Source organism: Bradyrhizobium sp. WYCCWR 12699 (assembly GCF_032144035.1).
Classification (GTDB): Bacteria; Pseudomonadota; Alphaproteobacteria; order Rhizobiales; family Xanthobacteraceae; genus Bradyrhizobium.
The window spans coordinates 1,805-21,076 of the sequence record NZ_JAVTJN010000035.1; the positions used below are offsets into that span (position 1 = coordinate 1,805).

Sequence of the window (19,272 nt, forward strand, 5' to 3'; positions counted from 1 at the left end):
TGTGCCGATGATCTCAAAGGCGCAGGTGATGGCGCTCGCCGGTGACAGCTGGCTGGGCAAGGGCGCCAATTTGCTGTTGTTCGGCCCGCCCGGCGGCGGAAAGAGCCACTTGGCGGCAGCGATCGGCCTGGCCCTCATCGAGAACGGATGGCGCGTCCTCTTCACCCGGACCACCGATCTCGTGCAGAAGCTCCAGCTAGCGCGACGCGAGCTTAACCTCGAGGCGGCCATCAATCGTCTCGATCGCTTCGATCTCCTGATTCTTGATGATCTCGCTTACGTCACCAAGGATCAGGCCGAGACCAGCGTGCTGTTCGAGCTCATCAGCGCACGCTACGAGCGCCGCTCGATGCTGATCACCGCCAATCAGCCATTCGGCGAATGGAACAGGGTCTTCCCGGACCCCGCCATGACCTGGCCGCTATCGATCGCCTCGTTCATCACGCCACCATCGTCGAGATGAACGTCGAGAGCTATCGCAGACGGACCGCCCTCGAACGAAAACGCGGTCCCGGACGGCCGCCATCGCACGCGACATCCAAAACCGTCGCTGATTGACGCTGCGCGACAATCAGAGTTCAACAAAACTCTTGCGCGCGACAATCATCGCGGCAATCATCATCAGGCCGCGACACGCCTCGCCATCCTGATTGCCGCGCACTTCCTACCCAGATTGCCGCGCTACATCAGCTCCCGTCGCTACGACCCCAATCGGGAATCCAACAGCCAGAGTGTACTCAGGGCTGGATAATCGTTGGGGGTCAGTCAAAGTCTACGGCTGCTGATGTAGTTCCAGAAGTTCCAAATGGGAGTCGCCAAGTTCCATGCCTTTGTCGGAACGAGCCGCCCGTCCAACAGTCAAGCACGGATGACGCCAGACTGGGGACAGACGCCGGCACTGTCGTCCCCGGAATGTCTACTGAAGGAGCAACAACGGCTCACATCTAGGGCCAAGTAATCTCACCCCACGCGCCAAATTGCTACCTCTCGGTAACATGGCATGATCCAATCCGTCGGGCAGGAATGACAAATTGGGGTTCGCTTGCTGGCTGTGGGCCCATCCGGTTTGGACCGTGCAAACCACAGCCACGGCAATCGAGGACGACGAACCGTCCGTGATGACGACTACCGCATCCTGCTCGCATCTCGACAAAAGCTCGACAAGTTCACAAACCTTCATCTTCCTAACCAACTTCTCGCCATCTAACCTCCTACTACAACAGCTTCTGTCTCTCTTTGACATTTCGCATTGCTCGGCTGACTGATCCGCCCTCAGTCGGTCGTCACTCTCCTGTTAAATACAGAGCCCACCTCGAGGTCATCGGACCTCGCCACCTTGCGAGGCACCACCACTCGCTCGTTCAGCGCCCGGAAAGCCCGCCGAATGAGCAGACCTGGAGTACTCACCCGCGCCGCCTGGGACAACCATGCTTCGAACACTTGATGTGCCCGCTCGACTGCACTAGGTGCAGCCGAGCGGGCATCCGCTTCACAGGCGCTCGACCTGGCGCCGCAGCGCCTGTCCAGAGAGGATCATGGGCTTCAGCCCACCGAAAGGTTTATCACTCTTATCCTAAGAGGTTCATGGGCCGCCTCCCGCCATAAGTTCGGACCGGAGAATAGTCGCCGTGTTCAAGGCCGCAACAAGCGGGAGATCGCCAAAGGCCACTTGGCAGAGAAGATAGTTAGCTCCCGCTTGCTCCAGGTGATCAATAAGGACACTTCGCACAGAAGCGGCGGTTCCGACAACGCACAATTCACTTTCAATTGCTGCTTCGAAGGTTGGCGGAAGGTTCGGAGGGGCAGGTACCCCGCTGAGATCATAAAGGACCCTAAAGCTCGTGAGCCATCTGTCGTAAGCCGCTGCAGCTAGCGAATACGCATGAGCTTCCGAAGTGTCTGCTACAATCATGCGAAGCAAACCGACAAGCGGAGCCCCTCCGCGCCAATTGCACGCGCGGTACGCGTCAGTCGATTTCCGAACCATAGAGGCCGGGCCAATGCTCGCGATATTGGCACCGATCTCAGCGGCCGCTCGCGCAGAGCCGGGCTGGCTCACGGGAATCCAGGTCGGTGGATGGGGACGCTGATAAGGCGTAATTGCTAACGGCACTTCGTGGAGGCGATAATGCTGACCTTCGTAGGACAAGGTCCCGCCTCGCATCGCTCTGGTCAAGATCTCCATTCCTTCGGAATACAGCTCGCGAGCGCTCTCTGCGCTAACCCCGAAGTACCCCAATTCAATCGGTAGAGAGCCCCACCCGATACCGAGCTCAAGACGACCGCCGCTCAAATGATCCAGCATGCATGCCTCTTCATAGGCCCGAAGGGGGTGCTGAAGGCTTAGCAGCATGACCATCGGCCCGATGCGGAGCTGCTTCGTACGCTGCGCAACGCTCGACAGAAATACGTTAGGCGAGGGCGATCGCCCGTGCGGTGTGCAATGGTGCTCGGCAAGATGGTACGCGTGGTATCCCAACCGGTCACACGCTTCGGCCAACACCAGTCGATCGTTATACTGCTGCGATAAGTCGAGACCGTCTTCGTCCAAGTGGTCAAAGATTCCAAGCCGTATTCGACGTGATACATTTGTCACGTTAGTCCTCCCGATTTGACGAAATCGTTCTCATTAATCAGATCAGCCCCCCAGCAATGCCACTGACCACAGATAAACAGGTGTCCATCTGCTCCGCCGCACCTATTGAGATTCTTATGAAGCCCCCAAGGTCCCCCTCGGGAAACACCGCAACGTTCACATTCTTCCTCTCTAAGGCTTGCTGCCACCATCTACCGTCGTACCCAAGCGGTACGCGAGCCAATACAAAGTTTGCATGTGATGGCAGGACATAGAATCCAAGCGCCGACAGCGCCACCATAGTTCTCTCCCTTTCCTGAACAATGCATTCAATGCACTGATCGTAGGCATTACGATGCTCGAGGATGCTGACGCCAACGGACTGGCTAATCACGCTCATGTTGAAAGGGTTCTGTATGCTACGCAGTCTTGCAATCACCCGCGGGTTACCGAGGCCAAAGCCGATGCGAAGGCCCGCTGCAGCGTAACTCTTCGAAAACGTCCTTAGCAGCAGAAGATTCTGATATCGGTCGATCAGACCCAGTGCATTGTCTGGAGCAAAGTCGACATACGCCTCATCGAGCACGATAAGCTGATCCGTTTCAGCGACCAGTCGCTCAATTTCCGCGATCTGAACGAATGTCCCTGTTGGGTTATTTGGGTTGGCGAGCACGATGAACTTTGCGTCTCCTGCCGCCTGCCGAACACTTTGGCTCGCCGGCAGAGCATTGTGATCGGCCCAATCAACTTCAAGCAAGCGCGCTCCGTTCACCGCCGCCAATTTATGATTGAACGAAAAGCCGGGCGACAACATTCCGACAGTATCGCCAGCGGCAAGAAACCCCCGGTAAATAAGTGCGAGAATCTCCGATGAGCCATTTCCTGCGATCACCTGCTCGACAGAGACCCCATAGGCTCGCGCGGCCGCTGATCGTAAGCCGCCGCTGTCCTCCTCCGGATACCTATTGTGGGTTCCAATCGCGGCAAACGCAGCCCGCATGACTACGTCAGGCATCGGGAACGGGTTTTCGTTCCTGTTGAGGTTCACGCATGGCAGCGAGTACGCAGCGATCCCGGCGGATCTGCCTTCCGCGAGACTCCTGTCTGCCATAGCATGTCGATGAAGGTATTCCTCGTCACCTGACATCCAGATCCTCCTCTATGCAGCCCGACATCCGCCTGCTGCCGCAGGTCGCGCTGCTTTCCCTATCTCTGTTGCGGACCAGCCGCACCTCACCTCTTGGTTTGTTCAAAGCCGGTCACAGTGCCCCACATTGGGCTCTATGGGTTCGGTTGAAGACACTCGAGGCTGTCACACAGCAAGGCGTCAAAATGCAGCCCTAACCGACAGCATCTAGCGCGATCGCCATAGCCATTGCTTACCAATCGAGCTCACTCGGCACGCCTGTGCGCTTCCACCTTTTCCGTGTACAACCTGACCCTGCGGTCGATTCAAGTGGTTTATCCCAAGGCCGCTCCTGCAGACCGACATTAATCAGCTGGAAGCACACACAATCCGAACCAATAATGCCGCCGTTCACAGATCACTCCTTTCGCCACAGGGCCGCCAAAAGCAAACCGCCTGCCCCCCGGCCTGTTCAAATGACCTGTTGAGCCTCTGCCGCTGAATGCCGCACCGATCAGAAACAGCCCGGTGCCACACCGCACATTGGCTCCGGATATTACCGATCTCCCTTGTTGCACCCGTGAACCTCCTCCGAATTGATGGACACCTGTAGTAGGCTCGAAGAGCCAGGAGGTGTCGGATGGAAGGACGTCAGCGTCGGTCGCTTACGGACGACTACAAGCGGCAAGCGGTTGATCTCGTAACATCGAGTTGGCGCTCGATCGGATCTGTTGCCAAGGAGCTTGGCTTGCGAGAGTCCGTGCTGCGGCGGTGGGTGGAGCAGCGAGGGGTTCGGCTGCAGCCGACGGCGGCGGCGCGGCGCCCCACGACGCGGGCGACGCTGCCGTCGGCGGACCACGCGGCAGAGATCGCGCGTTTGCAGCGAGAGAACGAGCGGCTGCGCATTATGCCTGGCGCTCGCGCCCGGGGAGCCGACGATCTGCTGCCAATCGTGACCTCGTCGACGACATCAGGCGGGTCCACCGCGACACCCGCGGGCGTTATGGCAGCCCGCGTATCCATGCCGAGTTGAAGGATCAGGGCCGCGGGGCGAGCCGTGGTCGCATCGAGCGGTTGATGCGGCGTCACGGCAGCAGGGCCATCATGGCGCGGCCACGTCGGGTGCGGACCACCGACAGCCGCCACGACCTGCCGATCGCCCCCAATCTGCTCGACCGCAACTTCATCGCCACTGCGCCGAACCGGATCTGGCTGGCCGATATCACCTACATCGAGACCGATCAGGGCTGGCTCTATCTGGCTGCCGTCATGGATCTGTACAGCCGCAGGATTGTCGGCTAGGCGATGGCGGATCATTTGCGCGCCGAGCTGGCCTTGGCGGCGTTGCGGATGGCGATCGCGGCGCGGCGGCCAAGTGCCGGCCTGATCCACCATTCCGATCGCGGCGTTCAAGGCGGATTCAAGCGGTCGTCGCAACACAGATTGTGTTCACTCACGATAGCAACTCGTCAAGGGCCTCTGCCGGCGTTTTCTAACCCAGGGTTTTTCTCGGTCGAGCATTGAGGGCCGCGGCCACAGCGGCGATCTCGTCGGCGCTGTGGCCGCTCAGGTCGGTGCCTTTCGGGAAGTACTGACGCAGCAGCCCATTTGTGTTCTCGTTGGTGCCACGCTGCCATGGGCTTTGCGGATCGCAGAAGTAGATTTGGACACCCGCGTCGATCTTAAGACGATCGTGCTGAGCCATTTCAGCTCCCTGATCCCAGGTCAGCGAACGACGCAGCTCTTCGGGCAAGCTGATGATGGTGCGCGTAATCGCGCCGCGCACCGCTTCAGCTCCGTGCCCTGCGAGAGCAGGCCCATTCTTCATGCGCGGAGCTTCGCCATGCCCCGCAACCCGGGGAAGATGCAGCAGCATCGTGAAGCGCGTCGTACGCTCAACCAGCGTGCCGATCACCGAGCTGCCAAGACCAAGGATGAGGTCTCCCTCCCAGTGACCGGCACCGCGCGATCGGCCGCTTCGGCGGGGCGTTGTCGCTTAAACTCGCTCCTCTAGGCGGGGGCACCTGAGAGCTTCTCCGTGCCCGGGCCGAGGAGCCTGCGTTTTTTCAAGTCTCCGGTCCTACGCGCCCCAGGTCCGTCTCCGTTCTGCCTCATAGCAGCCAAACCCCTTTGTAAGGAGCCGCGCCGACGTGACGGATTTGAATACAAGCTAAGGGACCACGTTGCATATGCCAGGCCGCATCTATACTCCCGAAGACCTCTTAATGCTCGGACGTCTTCTTGATGAGGCCGTCGTTGCGCTCCCCGATTGCATGCGAACTCCTGCGAATCGCACAGCACTCGCGACGCTCATTCTTGAACGCACGTCCGCCGCGGACGATCTGCGTTCATTTGTCAGGCTGATGCAGCTTGTAGCGCCCTCAACGTAGTTCAGGCCGGATGCGCTATTAGCGCAATATTGCGCTACATGGCCTGCCGCAACACCCGCGTATCGCAAGCTTCGTTCGATCTACGACACGCCGCCGCCCTGCCAGGCAAGCGGTCCGAAAGCGCTTGAACCTCCCCTGGCGTCAGGTTGTACAGGTCCGGCTATGAACAGGCCTTCATTCTATAAGCGTCGGTGGCGGCGCATTGGTGAACTTGCAGATGCCACCGGCGTCACGGTGCGGGCATTGCGTCACTATGAGCAGACAGGACTGCTCACTGCTTCTCAGCGTACGTGCGGCGGCCATCGCATGTACGACGCCGACAGTTTGACACGCGTTTACCACATAGTCGCACTTCGCCGGCTCGGCCTTTCGCTTCAGGAAATCCGGAGCGCTCTTGAAGGACGCTCGTCTCTTTCGCGTTTGTTGAGCGAGCAGCTGGAACGTGCAGAGCGCGAAGTGATGCGCGCAACCGCCGTCCGCGATCTGCTGCGCCGCCTCGCTCAGAATGTCGACGCAGATGTCCGGCTAGACGAGCTACCCAACCATCTGAACCGACCTCCGGGTAAAGTCGACATGTGAGTACCTCTGCTCGAACGGCGCGCTCGGCGGCAATCAGAGTGGGGCCGTCGCCTGTCTGGACGCCGCTGCGCGACACCGTTTCCGACGACCAACAAGGGCATGCGGGTCATTTGCTGCGGCCAACCCGTGTCACGTGGAGGCCAGTAATTGAAGGCTTAGCGCGACATGCTCCGCCGCGTCTGAACGGCCCCAATTGGGGGACGCGCTACTCAGGAGCCAGGCTTGGTTCCTCCTGTGACGAACCGAGGCGAGCGGCTTCCTCAAGCAAGACCTGGCGCATCCACTTGCTTGCAGGCTCATTGTTGTGCAGTGCAGGCCATTGCAGCGTCTCCGTAAAGCCAGGCAACGGCAGGGGAAGCTTTGCAACGCGCAAGGGTAGCGATTTTGCGAAATGCCGCACCAACGTTGCCGGCATGGTCGCTACCCGGTTCGTCCCGACGAGCATGTGGGGCATCATGCTGAAGCCCTGAACCACGACCTCCACGCGCCGCTTAACTCGATGCTCCTGCATGAACCATTCGTCGATTGACGGGACGCGAGAACGGCCGAACCGGACAGCAACGTGCCCCATGGACATGTAGCTTGAGAACGTCAGCGGTCGCGCCAATCGCTTGTTGGAACGGCAGCCCACGCAAACCAGCGTCTCATCAAATAGCGTGGCCTTCGGATGCTCATCCGTCGTGTACACGTCGGGAAGAATGATAAAGTCGACCGCACCCCGCTGAAGGGGGTGGTCGAATGGATCGGCCAGTGGCATCAGCTCGAATTTGATGCCGGGCGCCTCTCGCGCGACGCGCTCAATCACCTTGCGAATAAGCACGATAGCCGCGAAATCGGACATGCAAAGGCGAAAACGGCGATTTGATTCGTCCGGCCTAAAGGGCTCGCGAGACGTGATGGAAAGCTGAATGTGCAGTAACGCTTCGCGAGTAGGTGAGGCGAGAGCCTCTGCGCGTGGGGTCAGGACAAGTTCACGGCCGCTCATCGTGAACAACTCGTCCTTGAAATACGCACGCAGGCGGGCGACCGCCGCACTCATTGCGGGCTGGCTCAAGTTGATGCTGCGTGCTGCTGCCGTCAAGTTACGCTCTGCTATCAGGGCATCAAGAGCGACGAGCAGATTTAGATCTAGGCCACGAAACCGCATTGTTCATTCATCCGCAGTGTAGATGTAACTCATCTAAACAATCGATTTTACCCGCGCGCGCCACGATGGAATAAAAGTGACGTGTCCGACGCAACACGTTAGATTTTGGAGACCACGATCGTGGCGCTGCGCATTGAACATAGTGAACCGCGAATCATAGCGACACCGCCCCAGGCATTTCTTGAAGCTCACATATGGTCTCAGCCCTGCAGACCCCTTGGTCTCGCGACCCAGTTATCAAGCGGCAATGGGCTCTTTACAACGATCAATCGGACAGCGCGCCCCATCCAATCGACACCACCATGCGTGCCCCTTGCAAACAGCAACAGGCGCTATCCCAGTTCGAGCGCGCCATGTCTTACATTAGTAGCCCGTACCAGTTCACACATTCAAACCACCTCGATCACCCCATCAAACATCTTTAAGGCGAGTAATACATCAGAGGTGCTTTGTCTCGCAACTCGCAGGACGCCGATATGTCCGCGAAAGGACGCCGATATACCATCGTATATTGTACAACCTGACCGCACCCACCTTCTTTCTAGCAGGATTCCTGTAGGGCTCCCGCGGCCTGCTACGCATTGCGCCGCATTCCCAAGTCGTTCTTCGCCGAACCGCAGGAGAGCGCCTGCAGCAGCCCCGTGCGCTCGATTCCGTGCGCACCCTGCTGTAGCGCCTCACCTCATGCATACACGGCAATGAAGCCAAACGTAGGAGATGGGTCGATGCGCCCCCCAATACAGTGGCGGACGTGCTGGGAGAATGAGTTGGAGCTATCGGATCATATCCAGCTCTCGGCATTCTTACGAGCGGCTTACGGACCGACCGGAACGTTCAATGCACGTCCCTTTGAGGGCTATCGGAGCTGGGCGGGTGCGAGGCCCGAGCTCCGATGTGTCGGCTACGACAGCAGGGGCGTTGCGGCTCATCTTGGCGCGCTGCGACGGTTCATCAAGGTCGGCGATGCCGACGTGTTGGTGGCCGAACTCGGATTGTACGCGGTACGCCCCGACCTAGAGGGTCTGGGAGTGCCACACTCTGTACGCGCAATGTATCCTACACTACACCTGATGGGCGTTCCTTTCGGATTTGGCACAGTCCGTCATGCGCTCAAAACGCACATCACGAGGTTGCTCGATCGCCCAGGGCTGGCCTCGATCATTCCGGGTATACGCGTCCGTTCTACGCTGGCGGAGGTCTATCCTGCTTTGCCGCCCACGCGAACAGACGACGCTCTTCTCGTCGTTTTGCCTGTCGGAAAGCCGTTGAGCGAATGGCCGCCCGGAACGACAATTGAGCGAAACGGGCCCGAACTGTGACAGGCCTCTCTATGCACTTAACAAGCGTTGGCGATGGCAGGCAGTATGCTGACTCACCAAGCGTCCACTTGACGTTCGACGACGGGCCGCACTCTTTTTATACCCCGCACATCTTAGACATCCTCTCCCAACATAACGTGCCGGCGACGTTCTGCGTCATCGGCAGATATGCAGCAGAACATCCGCACATTACGCGCAGGATAGTTTCCGACGGACACGAACTCGCAAACCACACCATGAACCATCCCGATCTCTCGAAATGCGAGCCAACGAAAGTCGCGTCGGAGATTGCACACGCGAACTGTGCCATTAAGTCGGCTTGCCCGGAGGCTCGGCTCCGACATGTGCGTGCGCCATATGGGCTCTGGACCGAACATGTGCTCTCCTGCGCCGCGAGCGCTGGGCTCGGCGCACTTCACTGGTCTGTAGACCCTCGCGACTGGTCTCGGCCTGGTGCGGATGCGATCGTCAGCGCGGTACTGAGCTCCATCCAACCTGGAGCCATTGTTCTTTTGCACGATGGCTGCCCTCCCGATGAACGCAATTGGGGTCATGATCAAAGGCTGCGCGATCAGACAGTATGCGCCGTCAGCCAGCTAATTCCCGCATTGCACAGTCGCGGCTTTGCAATTCGTCCCATTCCTCACTTTCACTGAGACCAGAATGAGCCTGCTTGTGACCGCCAGCACTGCCGCGATTGGATCATACACAATCCTTTCAGCGTTTTATAAGAGCGCTCAAATGATCTATGCAATAAAGAGCCGGGCCTCATCGCCGCCACTCACGGACGTCGATCACGAAACGATGCCCAGTGTCGACGTTATCGTTCCTTGCTACAATGAAACGCCAGACACCCTGTCGGCGTGCTTAGGCTCGATTGCCGCCCAGGATTTTACTGGACGACTGCGCGTCTATGTCGTTGACGATGGCTCTCAAAACCTCGCTGCTGTCAAAGCTGTCCACGACGCTTACGCGCAAGATACACGATTTCGCTTTATCATTCTGCGAAAGAACGTAGGCAAGAGGAAGGCGCAGATTTGTGCCATCCGGCAGTCATCTGGAGACCTGGTTCTCAACGTCGACTCTGATACGACGCTCGCAGTCGATGTCGTCACAAAACTAGCAGCTAGCATGCACGAGCCGGAAGTTGGTGCCGCTATGGGCCATCTGGTCGCGACCAATCGGGATCGCACTTGGCTCACGCGGCTCATCGACATGGAGTACTGGCTTGCTTGTAACGAAGAACGCGCTGCACAAGCCAGCTTCGGTGCTGTTATGTGCTGCTGCGGACCCTGCGCCATGTATCGCCGTTCGGCTCTTACATCGCTGCTCGACAAGTATGAAACGCAATATTTCCGCGGGAAGCCCAGTGATTTCGGCGAGGATCGTCACCTCACAATACTTATGCTGCAGGCAGGGTTTCGAACTGAATACGTTCCAGATGCGATAGCCGCAACCGTCGTTCCCGACAGGCTCGGACCTTATTTGCGTCAACAACTACGCTGGGCACGCAGTACGTTCCGCGACACGCTGCTAGCACTGCGGCTGCTGCCTCATCTTAATGGCTATCTCACATTAGATGTTATCGGACAGAACCTTGGCCCTCTTCTTTTGGCTCTGTCCATAATGACCGGGCTCGCTCAGCTTGCGACCACGCACACCATACCATGGTTGACGATCGTTGCTATTTCATCGCTAACGCTGATGCGGTGCACCACAGCGGCGATTCGTGCTCGTGAGGTGCGATTTCTTGGCTTCGCGTTGCACACGCCAATCAATCTGTTCCTAGTGCTTCCCTTGAAAGCCTATGCATTGTGTACATTGGATAACAGTAACTGGCTCTCCCGTACGACGCCTCCGGCATCACTCTGCGGGGCTCCGGAAACGATCCACGAACGTGACGCCTGTCACCATGATGCCGCTCGGCGACAGCCGGCAGCGCTGGCGGTCACCGGGGAGGGGACCACCCGTTAAGGCGCTCCAACGCTCGGCCTGTGATCTAGGACCGCGCTCAAACGCGGCGAAAACAAGCGCACTAAAGTAAGGAAGGGTGAATGACATTCGATAAGGTACTGCGCTTGCTCGAGCGGGAGATGGAGGCGGACGACCCGTGGCGGCTCAACGCGAACCCATTCGAGCAAGAGCGCCACGCGCACTTGCTCCGTCTGTGCCTCGCGGAAGGCGCGGTCGGTAACGCGCTTGAGGTGGGTTGCGCAGCGGGCGTCTTCACGGCAAAGCTGGCGCCCCACTGCCAGCAACTCGTAGCAATCGACGTTCTGCCGCGTGCGATCACTCGAGCAAGGGAGCAAGCTCAATGGCCTCATATCGCCTGGCACATCTCTGACGTGCGGGACCTCAACGCAACTAATCCATTCGACCTGATCGTGGTGGCGGAAGTGCTTTATTATCTTGAAGATACCGGCCAGATGGGTGACGCCATCGAGAAGCTCACGCGAATGCTGGCGCCCAGCGGACGGCTCGTTTTCGGATCAGCGCGTGACGCCTCTTGTCAGCGTTGGGGGCATCCTGCGGGTGCCGAAACAATGCTTGATGTTTTGAATGAACATCTGGTCGAGACTGAGCGCGTACAATGCCGTGGCGCGAGCATCGACGAAGATTGTTTGATTGCGTCTTTTCGCACTAAGTCGAACTTGCCAGACTAGTGCATTCGCTGCGGCGAACACGGAGTGACTATGCGAATCTGTGGAATCAAGCTGACACATGACGGAGCGGTTGCCGTTGTGGAAGATGGGCGCTTGCTCTTCTGCATAGAGCAAGAAAAGAGAGCCAATAATCCACGCTATCAAGCCATCACCGACCTCTGCGCAGTCACTCTCGCGCTGGCCGAACACGGCTTAAGGCCCACGGATGTTGACCGATTTGTCATCGACGGCTGGGACGGGCTGACGCACTCGCAATTTGATGTCCTAAGTGAAGGGGTGCCGCTCACCATTAAGGGAGCGCCATATATCGAGTCCCACGAAAACACGCTCCTCACGCCCTATGCCGGGTCGGGCCTCGTCCTCGATCGGGTGCCTTTACGTTATCATAGCTATGCTCACGTAGCCGGCCACGTGGCCGGCGCTTACTGTACCAGTGCTTTCGCCAAAGCCCGAGCCCCTGCATTGTGCTTAGTGTGGGACGGCTGCATCTTTCCGCGCCTGTATCATGTAGATCCGACCGGAGCCCGCTTCCTCGACACTCTTTTCCCTTTCATCGGCCATGCCTATGCTATCGCTGGGCAGCACTTCGGGCCCTATCGTCAAGCCAGCAGGGCAGGCTGGGATCTTGGTGTCGCAGGTAAGCTTATGGCGTATATCGGGCTAGGCGCTCTCGATGAGGGCATTCTGGCAGTCTTTCAAGAGATGTATGAAGCGTGTCTAGCCGGTCCTTCCGAGCGTGCTCGCGCTTACCGTGCCAGCATAAACGATCCTGAAGCCTTACTTGCCGCCACTGACTGGTTTTTCGAGGCATGCGGTCGTCGGCTCACCGGTACGCCTTCCGAAGATGTACTCGCATCTTTTCACGTTTTTCTGGAGCGGCTGCTGGAGCAAGAAATAGGACTTGCTCTGCTACGGCACTCAGGTCTTCCGGGCTTACGGCACCTGTGCATCGCTGGAGGGTGTGGACTTAATATAAAGTGGAATAGTGCTCTGCGCGCGACGGGATTGTTTGATTCAGTTTGGGTACCCCCGTTTCCAAATGATAGCGGCTCAGCAATTGGCGCGGCTTGCGCCGCCATGGCCGAGCCAAACGCTTTGACTCCTTTGGAGTGGTCAGTTCACAGCGGACCGGCCTTGACCGGAAGCAACCCATCAGGCCAATGGGAGGCTTTGCCCTGTACCATCGTAGAGCTTGCGGCTCTCATCGCTACAGGCAAGCCCGTAGTGTTCCTCACCGGCCTCGCGGAGCTCGGACCCAGAGCACTCGGCGGCCGCAGTATTATTGCGGCTGCAACCTCCAAGGAGATGAAAGACCTTCTGAACGATATCAAGCTACGGGAACGATTTCGTCCCGTCGCTCCTATTTGCCTCGAGGACCGGGCTGCTGAAATTTTCGATCCCGGCAGCCCAGATCCTTACATGCTCTTCGACCATCAAACCCGTCGCGAATGGCGGACAAAAGTTCCCGCTATCGTGCACCTGGATGGTTCTGCCCGATTGCAAACAATCTCCCGAACGTCTCCGCAAAAGATCGCTGCTCTTCTGGTCGAGTATGAGAAACTTACAGGAATTCCGCTGCTCTGCAACACGAGCGCCAACCATCCTGGCCGGGGGTTTTTTCCTGATGTTGCTAGCGCTTGTGACTGGGGTCGCGTCGACCATGTTTGGTGCGACGGCTTTCTCTGGCAACGATCCGTCGAAGCTGGTCTGACATTATCCAATTCCGCTCTGGTCACTGACTAAGACAGCCTATGTCCAATCCAGCGATTCAACTGACTGACGTCCAAAAGACTTATCATGATCGAGGCGTCGTACGGGGTCTGACCTTTAGCGTCGCTAAGGGAGAGTGTTTCGGGCTACTCGGTCCAAATGGGGCGGGTAAAAGCACGATCGTTCGGATGATCCTCGGCCTCATATCGCCCGATGCCGGCCGGATCACTGTTTTGGGTGAGCAGGTGCCGGCACGCGCCCGTTTGGCGCGCGCGGGCATCGGCGTCGTCCCACAAGTTGATAATCTCGAGGATGCGTTCACTGTGCGCGAAAATCTCCTCATATTTGGACGGTACTTTGGACTGAATACGCGCGAAAGTGAGGAGGCTGTGCCTTCGCTGCTCGAATTTGCGCGACTTGAGGGTAGAGCAGAGTCACGGGTCGCGGATCTGTCCGGCGGCATGAAGCGACGTCTCGTGCTGGCCCGTGCCCTGATCAACGATCCACAACTGCTCATCATGGATGAACCCACGACCAGCCTCGATCCCCACGCCCGCCACTTGATTTGGGAACGCCTGCGTCTTCTGCTCGCTCGAGGAAAGACTATCCTGCTGACGACCCACTTCATGGAAGAGGCTGAACGACTTTGCGATCGCCTCTGCGTGCTAGAGAATGGACGTAAGATCGCCGAGGGTGCGCCCAATGCTCTGATCGACTCTCAGATTGGCTGTGATGTCCTCGAGGTCTACGGCGGAAACCCACTCGAGCTCCGTGCGATAATAGAGCCTCACGCTTCGCGCATCGAGGTGAGGGGAGAGACGCTGTTTTGCTACGCGCCGGATCAGGCGGCGGTGCGGCTTCGGCTTCGTGGATGCACCGGTCTGCGCCTTCTGGAGCGGCCGCCTAACCTGGAAGACGTCTTCCTGCGGTTGACGGGACACAGGATAGACGCATGAAGACGATATCCAAAGCAGCCTTGCCATCGGACGCACTCAGTTGGATCAGCGTGTGGCGCCGCAACTATCTGGCATGGAGGAAGGCCGCCGCTGCTTCGCTGCTTGGCAACTTGGCCGACCCGTTGACCAACCTCTTGGGTCTCGGCTTTGGGCTCGGCCTGATTGTCGGCAATGTAGACGGTCACTCATATGTCGATTTCTTGGTCGGCGGAATGGTGGCAACCAGCGCTATGACCGCGGCAAGCTTCGAAACTCTGTACGGAACGTTCGCTCGCATGCGCAGCCAACGAACCTGGGACGCAATGATGTGCACTCCGCTCACGCTGGGTGATATCCTCCTCGGTGAATTGGTTTGGGCAGCAAGCAAGGCCACTTTGGCGGGCACCGGAATCGCGCTTGTTGCTACGGGGCTTGGCTATGGCACCTTATTATCCACGTTCTATTGTTTCCCCGCTCTCGCCCTCACCGGCCTTGCGTTCGCGAGCGCGGCGCTCGTCGTTGTCGCGATTGCCCCAAGCTACGACTATTTTGTGTTCTACCAGACTCTCATCTCGACCCCTATGGTGTTCCTATCCGGGGCAGTCTTTCCCGTTGCGCACCTTCCGCCCGCTCTCCAGTTGGCTGCAGCCGCGTTACCTTTGGAACATTCGATTGCGCTAATACGGCCTGCAATGCTCGGGCTACCACTCGATAGCATCGGCGCGCATGTTGGTGTCCTTTTCGCTTACGCAGTACTGCTCTTCTTACTGTCGGCAAAGCTATTTCGGCGACGCTTATCACACTGACGATGCCCAGCCGCTTAATGAACGCACACCCTGTTTCTCGGCCTGCGCTTGCCGGCCTATTCGCGTTCAACGTCGCGGACGTTTCATTACCCGGCCGCCCTAAAGATCATGATTACTACCACACTTGCTGGAGGATAGAATGCTGTGTCTTGGATTGAGCGGCGGATTGGATAAGGTCCATGAATATCGACCTGCACTCTCGCACACATTCTTGCATGATGGCGCAGCTGTCATGGTGCGTGACGGGCGTGTGTTAGCCGCGGTTGAAGAAGAACGCCTAAACCGAATTAAGCATTCCAACAAATTTCCCGCCCAGGCCATCCGCTACTGCCTGGCTGCTGCGGGAGCGCAATTAAAGGACATCGATCGCATCGCATTCTATGCAACCGAGTCCTATTGCAACGCGATGCTTCGGCTTTTGTTTGGTTCGGAGACGCAGAGTGGCATCCCTCTCGACGCCAGAACCCTTCTACAGCTTATGCTATCGCAGGAGTTTGATACAGAGATCGAGCCATCGCGCTTGTCATTCGTCAGTCACCATCATGCGCATGCAACAAGTGCTTTTGCTGTGTCCGGCTATGACGAAGGTCTAGTCTTGGCAATCGACGGCGGCGGTGATTTCCTCTCCGGGATGGTGGCCATTGGATCGGGAAGTCGTCTTACTCAACTACATACCTTCCCAGAGGACGGTTCCCTCGGATTGTTTTACTTAGAGGCAATCAAGTGCCTCGGTTATGGCTTGTTCGACGAGTACAAGGTTATGGGCCTTGCTCCGTACGGGGACTCCTCGCGTTTCCGAGAACTATTTCAGCAATTCTACGAATTAAAGGAGAACGGTGGCTACAAGATACATTTGAACGACATCGCTCCGGCGTTAGAGCACGACATACACGTTCGCGGCAAGGGAATGCCGTTCACCCAAGAGCATAAAGATGTTAGTGCAGCCTTGCAGGAGGCCTTGGAACGTATTGTTTTTCATGTTCTCAGGCATTACCGTGAGGTGACCGGCATGAAGCGGCTATGCTTGGCTGGTGGTGTCGCCCACAACTGCACCATGACCGGTAAGTTGCTCTATACAGGACTATTTGATGATATCTTCGTGCAGCCCGCGGCGCACGATGCTGGATGCGCACTCGGCGCTGCTCTCATGGTTTCCGAAGAACAAGGACGTCCCGCACCCCGTGAGCGGCTTCAGCATGTCTATTGGGGCCCGGCACTTGGGGATGACCATGCTGTAGAGCGAGAGGTTGCTGCATGGCGCGGGCATATCGACGTGCAAAGAAGCGCGAACGTGGCGAGCGTGGTAGCTGAATGGATAGCCAACGGTTCGGTTGTTGGCTGGGTCCAAGGCCGCTCCGAATTTGGACCGCGCGCCCTCGGTAACCGCAGCATTGTTGCTGACCCCAGACCAGCAAAGAATAAGGACCGCATAAACGCCATCGTTAAAAAACGCGAGGGCTACCGGCCGTTTGCACCTTCCGTATTGGAGGAACATGCCGCTGAGTTTTTCGATCTTCCTAAGACCGCGGGAGCTTTTCCGTTCATGAACTTTGTCGTTCAAGTTCGTGATTGCAAGCGAAGTGTGCTTGGTGCGGTTACGCACGTCGATGGTACAGCACGGCTGCAGACGGTGTCACGTAGATCGAACCCGCGGTACTGGGAGCTGATTAATCAATTCCACAAGCGGACGGGCGTCCCTGTCCTCCTCAATACATCTTTCAACAACAATGTCGAACCGATCGTGCAGTCGGTTACCGACGCAATGGTCACGTTCCTTACGACAGATCTTGACGCCCTCGTGATCGGATCGCTTCTCATCACGAAGCGCGTCGCCACGCCGGAGGACTGGGCTGCGCTCCGCGTTTCCTTACCGGCCTACACTTCACTTCGCCGTACCCCGGATCACGTCACCGCAGAGTGTCGGGAGATCGTCTGCGAGACTTATACCACCTTCTCCGATGGCGGCGCTGTGCGCATCTCGCCCGATCTATTCGAGTTGCTGCATGGAATCAAAGGGGACGCCGCCCTCGGCGAGCTTCTCGCTCACGTAAAGGGCGAGCGGCGCGACGCAATCATCCTTGAACTTCGGCAGTTGTGGGAAAAGCGCCGCATCTGCTTGCGTCCCGCCGCCAACAATCTGGGAGATCTGCGCGATCAGGCGCATGCGACTTGATAGGTATCTCTTTGTCTAGCTAGCGAACGGCAATCCATAACCGACCTCTTGGTCGCGAAGCGGACAAGCTCTCGCAACCTAACATACGGCTCGCGACGGCCTGGCGGACGATAACACTGCCGGTACTTTCCTGCCGTCCAGGGTGAGCAACTTATTCAACTGCCGGAGCAATGGATTCAAGATGACTCATCAACAGCGCTTCGTCATTTCCAGGCGTCGCACCGGTTTCGGCGATTGCTTATGGTCGCTCGCGTCAGCCTGGCAATACTCCAAGCGAACAGGGCGCACTTTGGTCATTGACTGGCGCGGATCTTGCTATCTCTCTGACCCCTTTACAAACGCCTTCAGCGTGTTCTTTGAGCCGCTCGACAACATCTCGGGCGTACCCGTTATCTGCGACGATAAGATCAATCAACTCTGCTTTCCTGGGCCGTTTTTTCCACATTGGTGGAACAGGCCTGCAATTGACGGCGTTTACCGGTCGGATGACCAAATTTTCCACGAGCGTGATGAGCTGCGCAGGTTGTTGGTAACGTCAAGGGATATCCAGGCGAATACTATCGTTTGTGACGCTTGCTTAATGTGGGGCTGTGATCAGGAGGCCGAGCGCAACATATTCCAAAGCATCACACCACGCCAGGAGATCAGGCGTCGCATCGACGATGTTTACCATCGAGCGTTTGAGGGGCACGATGTAATCGGGATACACGTTCGGCACGGGAACGGTGAAGATACTATGGGTCATAGGCCTTATTGGACCGACCCACGAGTCGCTATGGAGCAGGTATGCGCTGCAGTTGAACGGGCAAAAGCATTGCATCATACACGACCGACAAGGCTCTTTTTGTGCACTGACAGTCCCAGCGTCGCTGATCACCTTTCGGCTGTCTATTCTGAGCTCTTCAGCATTCCCAAACGCTTCCGAGCGAACGATGCTGGCCCGCTGCACACTGCAGATCTTGGAGTCGAGGGCGGATTCGCTGCTCTCGTGGAAATGTACCTCCTGGCCTACTGCCATACCGTTATCCGATTTCCGTCGACAAGTGCTTTCTCGCGCTACGCAAGCCTAGTCGTCCCCCAAGTAATCGAATTTAGCTTGGACGATCCAAGCCACTTGATCTTAGCCGAAAGGTCATCCGCCGAGCACGCGCCAGATGCGCGCTCTCTCGCCGGTCCTCACGAGCGGCGGCCAGCGAAGCCGGCCTTTTGATGCTTGCCACAGGACGTCAAGCCCCACCAGCGCCAAGAAAGGCTTAAATGAGCCTAGCACTTACTTCAGCAGTCACCAGGTACAACGCCTCGGTGCCATATCTGGACATCGGTTCGAAGCCATCCAATGGACTCCGCGCGAAGCGAGGGTGCGACACTGCTGTCGTAATGTCTCACCGACCTATGCCGTTCTCCGACGGAGCCGGCTCGGTTCGTATCCCAAGCACCTTGTTTGGTGAAGGCGAGTGCTGCGGATGAAGGTGCGGCGGGAGTAGATTTCTCAAATGAGTTACCGATGCCCATACCTGGAGATAAGGTGGTCACACATTGTGCTGGACCTCTCTATGCACACGAGGGAAGGGCGCCGAGCTCACCTCGCGCGGGTTGATGCCGGATGCAGGCCTCCCAGGATCGTTAATTCAGGCCCCAACGTACTTGGTATTCCTTGCTGCTTTCACCACACAGCGCCTTGCCAACTTCTCCACGGCTGAGAGATGGTGGAGCCAGGGCGCGCCGCCACACTTCCCCGGAATATGAGCACTAGCGCCATAGTAGGTTGACCACGCCGGACGATATGTCAGAGGGACAGGCTTCGGCCGTTGCTGGAAGTCGGTAGGCCCCTGAGGCATTTGGGAGCATT

The 19,272-nt window shown here is 57.8% G+C and carries 15 protein-coding genes and 3 pseudogenes; 14 read left to right on the forward strand and 4 right to left on the reverse strand.

Features of this window, described 5'->3' with window-relative positions; translation table 11 throughout:
* A pseudogene (gene istB / locus RPS27_RS24370) lies at positions 1–558 on the forward strand (IS21-like element helper ATPase IstB); the annotation flags it as partial.
* A 1,024-nt stretch (positions 559–1,582) separates the two neighbouring features.
* On the opposite strand, the gene RPS27_RS24375 reads toward istB, so the two are convergent.
* Together RPS27_RS24375 and hisC are read right to left on the reverse strand one after the other, a co-directional pair.
* Positions 1,583–2,596, reverse strand: a complete 1,014-nt coding sequence (locus tag RPS27_RS24375) for an LLM class flavin-dependent oxidoreductase (protein ID WP_128955129.1) — start codon at positions 2,594–2,596, stop codon at positions 1,583–1,585.
* A gap of 37 nt (positions 2,597–2,633) precedes the next feature.
* Entirely contained in the window at positions 2,634–3,686 is a 1,053-nt protein-coding gene (gene hisC / locus RPS27_RS24380; RefSeq protein ID WP_232995662.1) for a histidinol-phosphate transaminase, read from the reverse strand.
* A 655-nt stretch (positions 3,687–4,341) separates the two neighbouring features.
* Between hisC and RPS27_RS39770 the strand changes: the two genes are divergently transcribed.
* The 3 genes and pseudogenes from RPS27_RS39770 (at position 4,342) to RPS27_RS39780 (ending at position 5,003) form a co-directional block, all read left to right on the forward strand.
* Positions 4,342–4,734 carry a transposase gene (locus tag RPS27_RS39770; protein ID WP_128929899.1) on the forward strand — a complete coding sequence of 131 codons (393 nt, stop codon included), beginning with the start codon at positions 4,342–4,344 and terminating at the stop codon, positions 4,732–4,734.
* A pseudogene (locus RPS27_RS39775) lies at positions 4,668–4,808 on the forward strand (IS3 family transposase); the annotation flags it as partial. The gene RPS27_RS39770 and the pseudogene RPS27_RS39775, both read left to right, overlap by 67 nt.
* Positions 4,806–5,003, forward strand: coding sequence for a DDE-type integrase/transposase/recombinase (locus RPS27_RS39780; RefSeq protein ID WP_167506288.1), 198 nt, complete (start codon positions 4,806–4,808; stop codon positions 5,001–5,003). The pseudogene RPS27_RS39775 and the gene RPS27_RS39780, both read left to right, overlap by 3 nt.
* A 190-nt stretch (positions 5,004–5,193) precedes the next feature.
* On the opposite strand, the pseudogene RPS27_RS24390 reads toward RPS27_RS39780, so the two are convergent.
* A pseudogene (locus RPS27_RS24390) lies at positions 5,194–5,693 on the reverse strand (IS30 family transposase); the annotation flags it as partial.
* A 560-nt stretch (positions 5,694–6,253) separates the two neighbouring features.
* Here RPS27_RS24390 and RPS27_RS24395 point away from each other — a divergent pair.
* Positions 6,254–6,670 carry a MerR family transcriptional regulator gene (locus tag RPS27_RS24395; RefSeq protein WP_128929901.1) on the forward strand — a complete coding sequence of 139 codons (417 nt, stop codon included), beginning with the start codon at positions 6,254–6,256 and terminating at the stop codon, positions 6,668–6,670.
* A gap of 205 nt (positions 6,671–6,875) precedes the next feature.
* Here the strand turns inward: RPS27_RS24395 and RPS27_RS24400 are convergent, their stop codons facing one another.
* On the reverse strand, positions 6,876–7,817 hold the full coding sequence (locus RPS27_RS24400; RefSeq protein ID WP_128929902.1) for a LysR family transcriptional regulator: 942 nt from the start codon (positions 7,815–7,817) through the stop codon (positions 6,876–6,878).
* Positions 7,818–8,515: 698 nt separating this feature from the next.
* Here RPS27_RS24400 and RPS27_RS24405 point away from each other — a divergent pair.
* The 9 genes from RPS27_RS24405 to RPS27_RS24445 all read left to right on the forward strand — a co-directional run bounded on the left by RPS27_RS24405 (position 8,516) and on the right by RPS27_RS24445 (position 18,633).
* The gene (locus tag RPS27_RS24405; protein ID WP_276575812.1) at positions 8,516–9,136 is read left to right on the forward strand and encodes a NodA family N-acyltransferase; all 621 of its coding nucleotides are present in this window, start codon (positions 8,516–8,518) and stop codon (positions 9,134–9,136) included.
* A gap of 11 nt (positions 9,137–9,147) precedes the next feature.
* Positions 9,148–9,792 carry a chitooligosaccharide deacetylase NodB gene (gene nodB, locus RPS27_RS24410; RefSeq protein WP_128930191.1) on the forward strand — a complete coding sequence of 215 codons (645 nt, stop codon included), beginning with the start codon at positions 9,148–9,150 and terminating at the stop codon, positions 9,790–9,792.
* A gap of 7 nt (positions 9,793–9,799) precedes the next feature.
* Positions 9,800–11,110, forward strand: a complete 1,311-nt coding sequence (gene nodC, locus RPS27_RS24415; protein ID WP_128929904.1) for a chitooligosaccharide synthase NodC — start codon at positions 9,800–9,802, stop codon at positions 11,108–11,110.
* 80 nt (positions 11,111–11,190) lie between these two features.
* Positions 11,191–11,799: an SAM-dependent methyltransferase gene (locus tag RPS27_RS24420; protein WP_128929905.1), complete on the forward strand. Its 609-nt coding sequence runs from the start codon at positions 11,191–11,193 to the stop codon at positions 11,797–11,799.
* Between the two features lie 30 nt (positions 11,800–11,829).
* Complete coding sequence (gene nodU / locus RPS27_RS24425) at positions 11,830–13,542, forward strand: nodulation protein NodU (protein WP_128930192.1); 1,713 nt, start codon at positions 11,830–11,832, stop codon at positions 13,540–13,542.
* 8 nt (positions 13,543–13,550) lie between these two features.
* Complete coding sequence (gene nodI / locus RPS27_RS24430; RefSeq protein WP_128929906.1) at positions 13,551–14,465, forward strand: nodulation factor ABC transporter ATP-binding protein NodI; 915 nt, start codon at positions 13,551–13,553, stop codon at positions 14,463–14,465.
* Complete coding sequence (locus RPS27_RS24435) at positions 14,462–15,250, forward strand: ABC transporter permease (RefSeq protein WP_128929907.1); 789 nt, start codon at positions 14,462–14,464, stop codon at positions 15,248–15,250. The genes nodI and RPS27_RS24435 overlap by 4 nt, the downstream gene beginning before the upstream one ends.
* A 139-nt stretch (positions 15,251–15,389) precedes the next feature.
* A complete protein-coding gene (locus RPS27_RS24440; RefSeq protein ID WP_128929908.1) occupies positions 15,390–17,423 on the forward strand; it encodes a carbamoyltransferase in 2,034 nt (677 codons plus the stop codon).
* 181 nt (positions 17,424–17,604) lie between these two features.
* The gene (locus RPS27_RS24445; protein ID WP_128929909.1) at positions 17,605–18,633 is read left to right on the forward strand and encodes a nodulation protein NodZ; all 1,029 of its coding nucleotides are present in this window, start codon (positions 17,605–17,607) and stop codon (positions 18,631–18,633) included.
* The last annotated feature ends 639 nt before the right edge of the window (positions 18,634–19,272 follow it).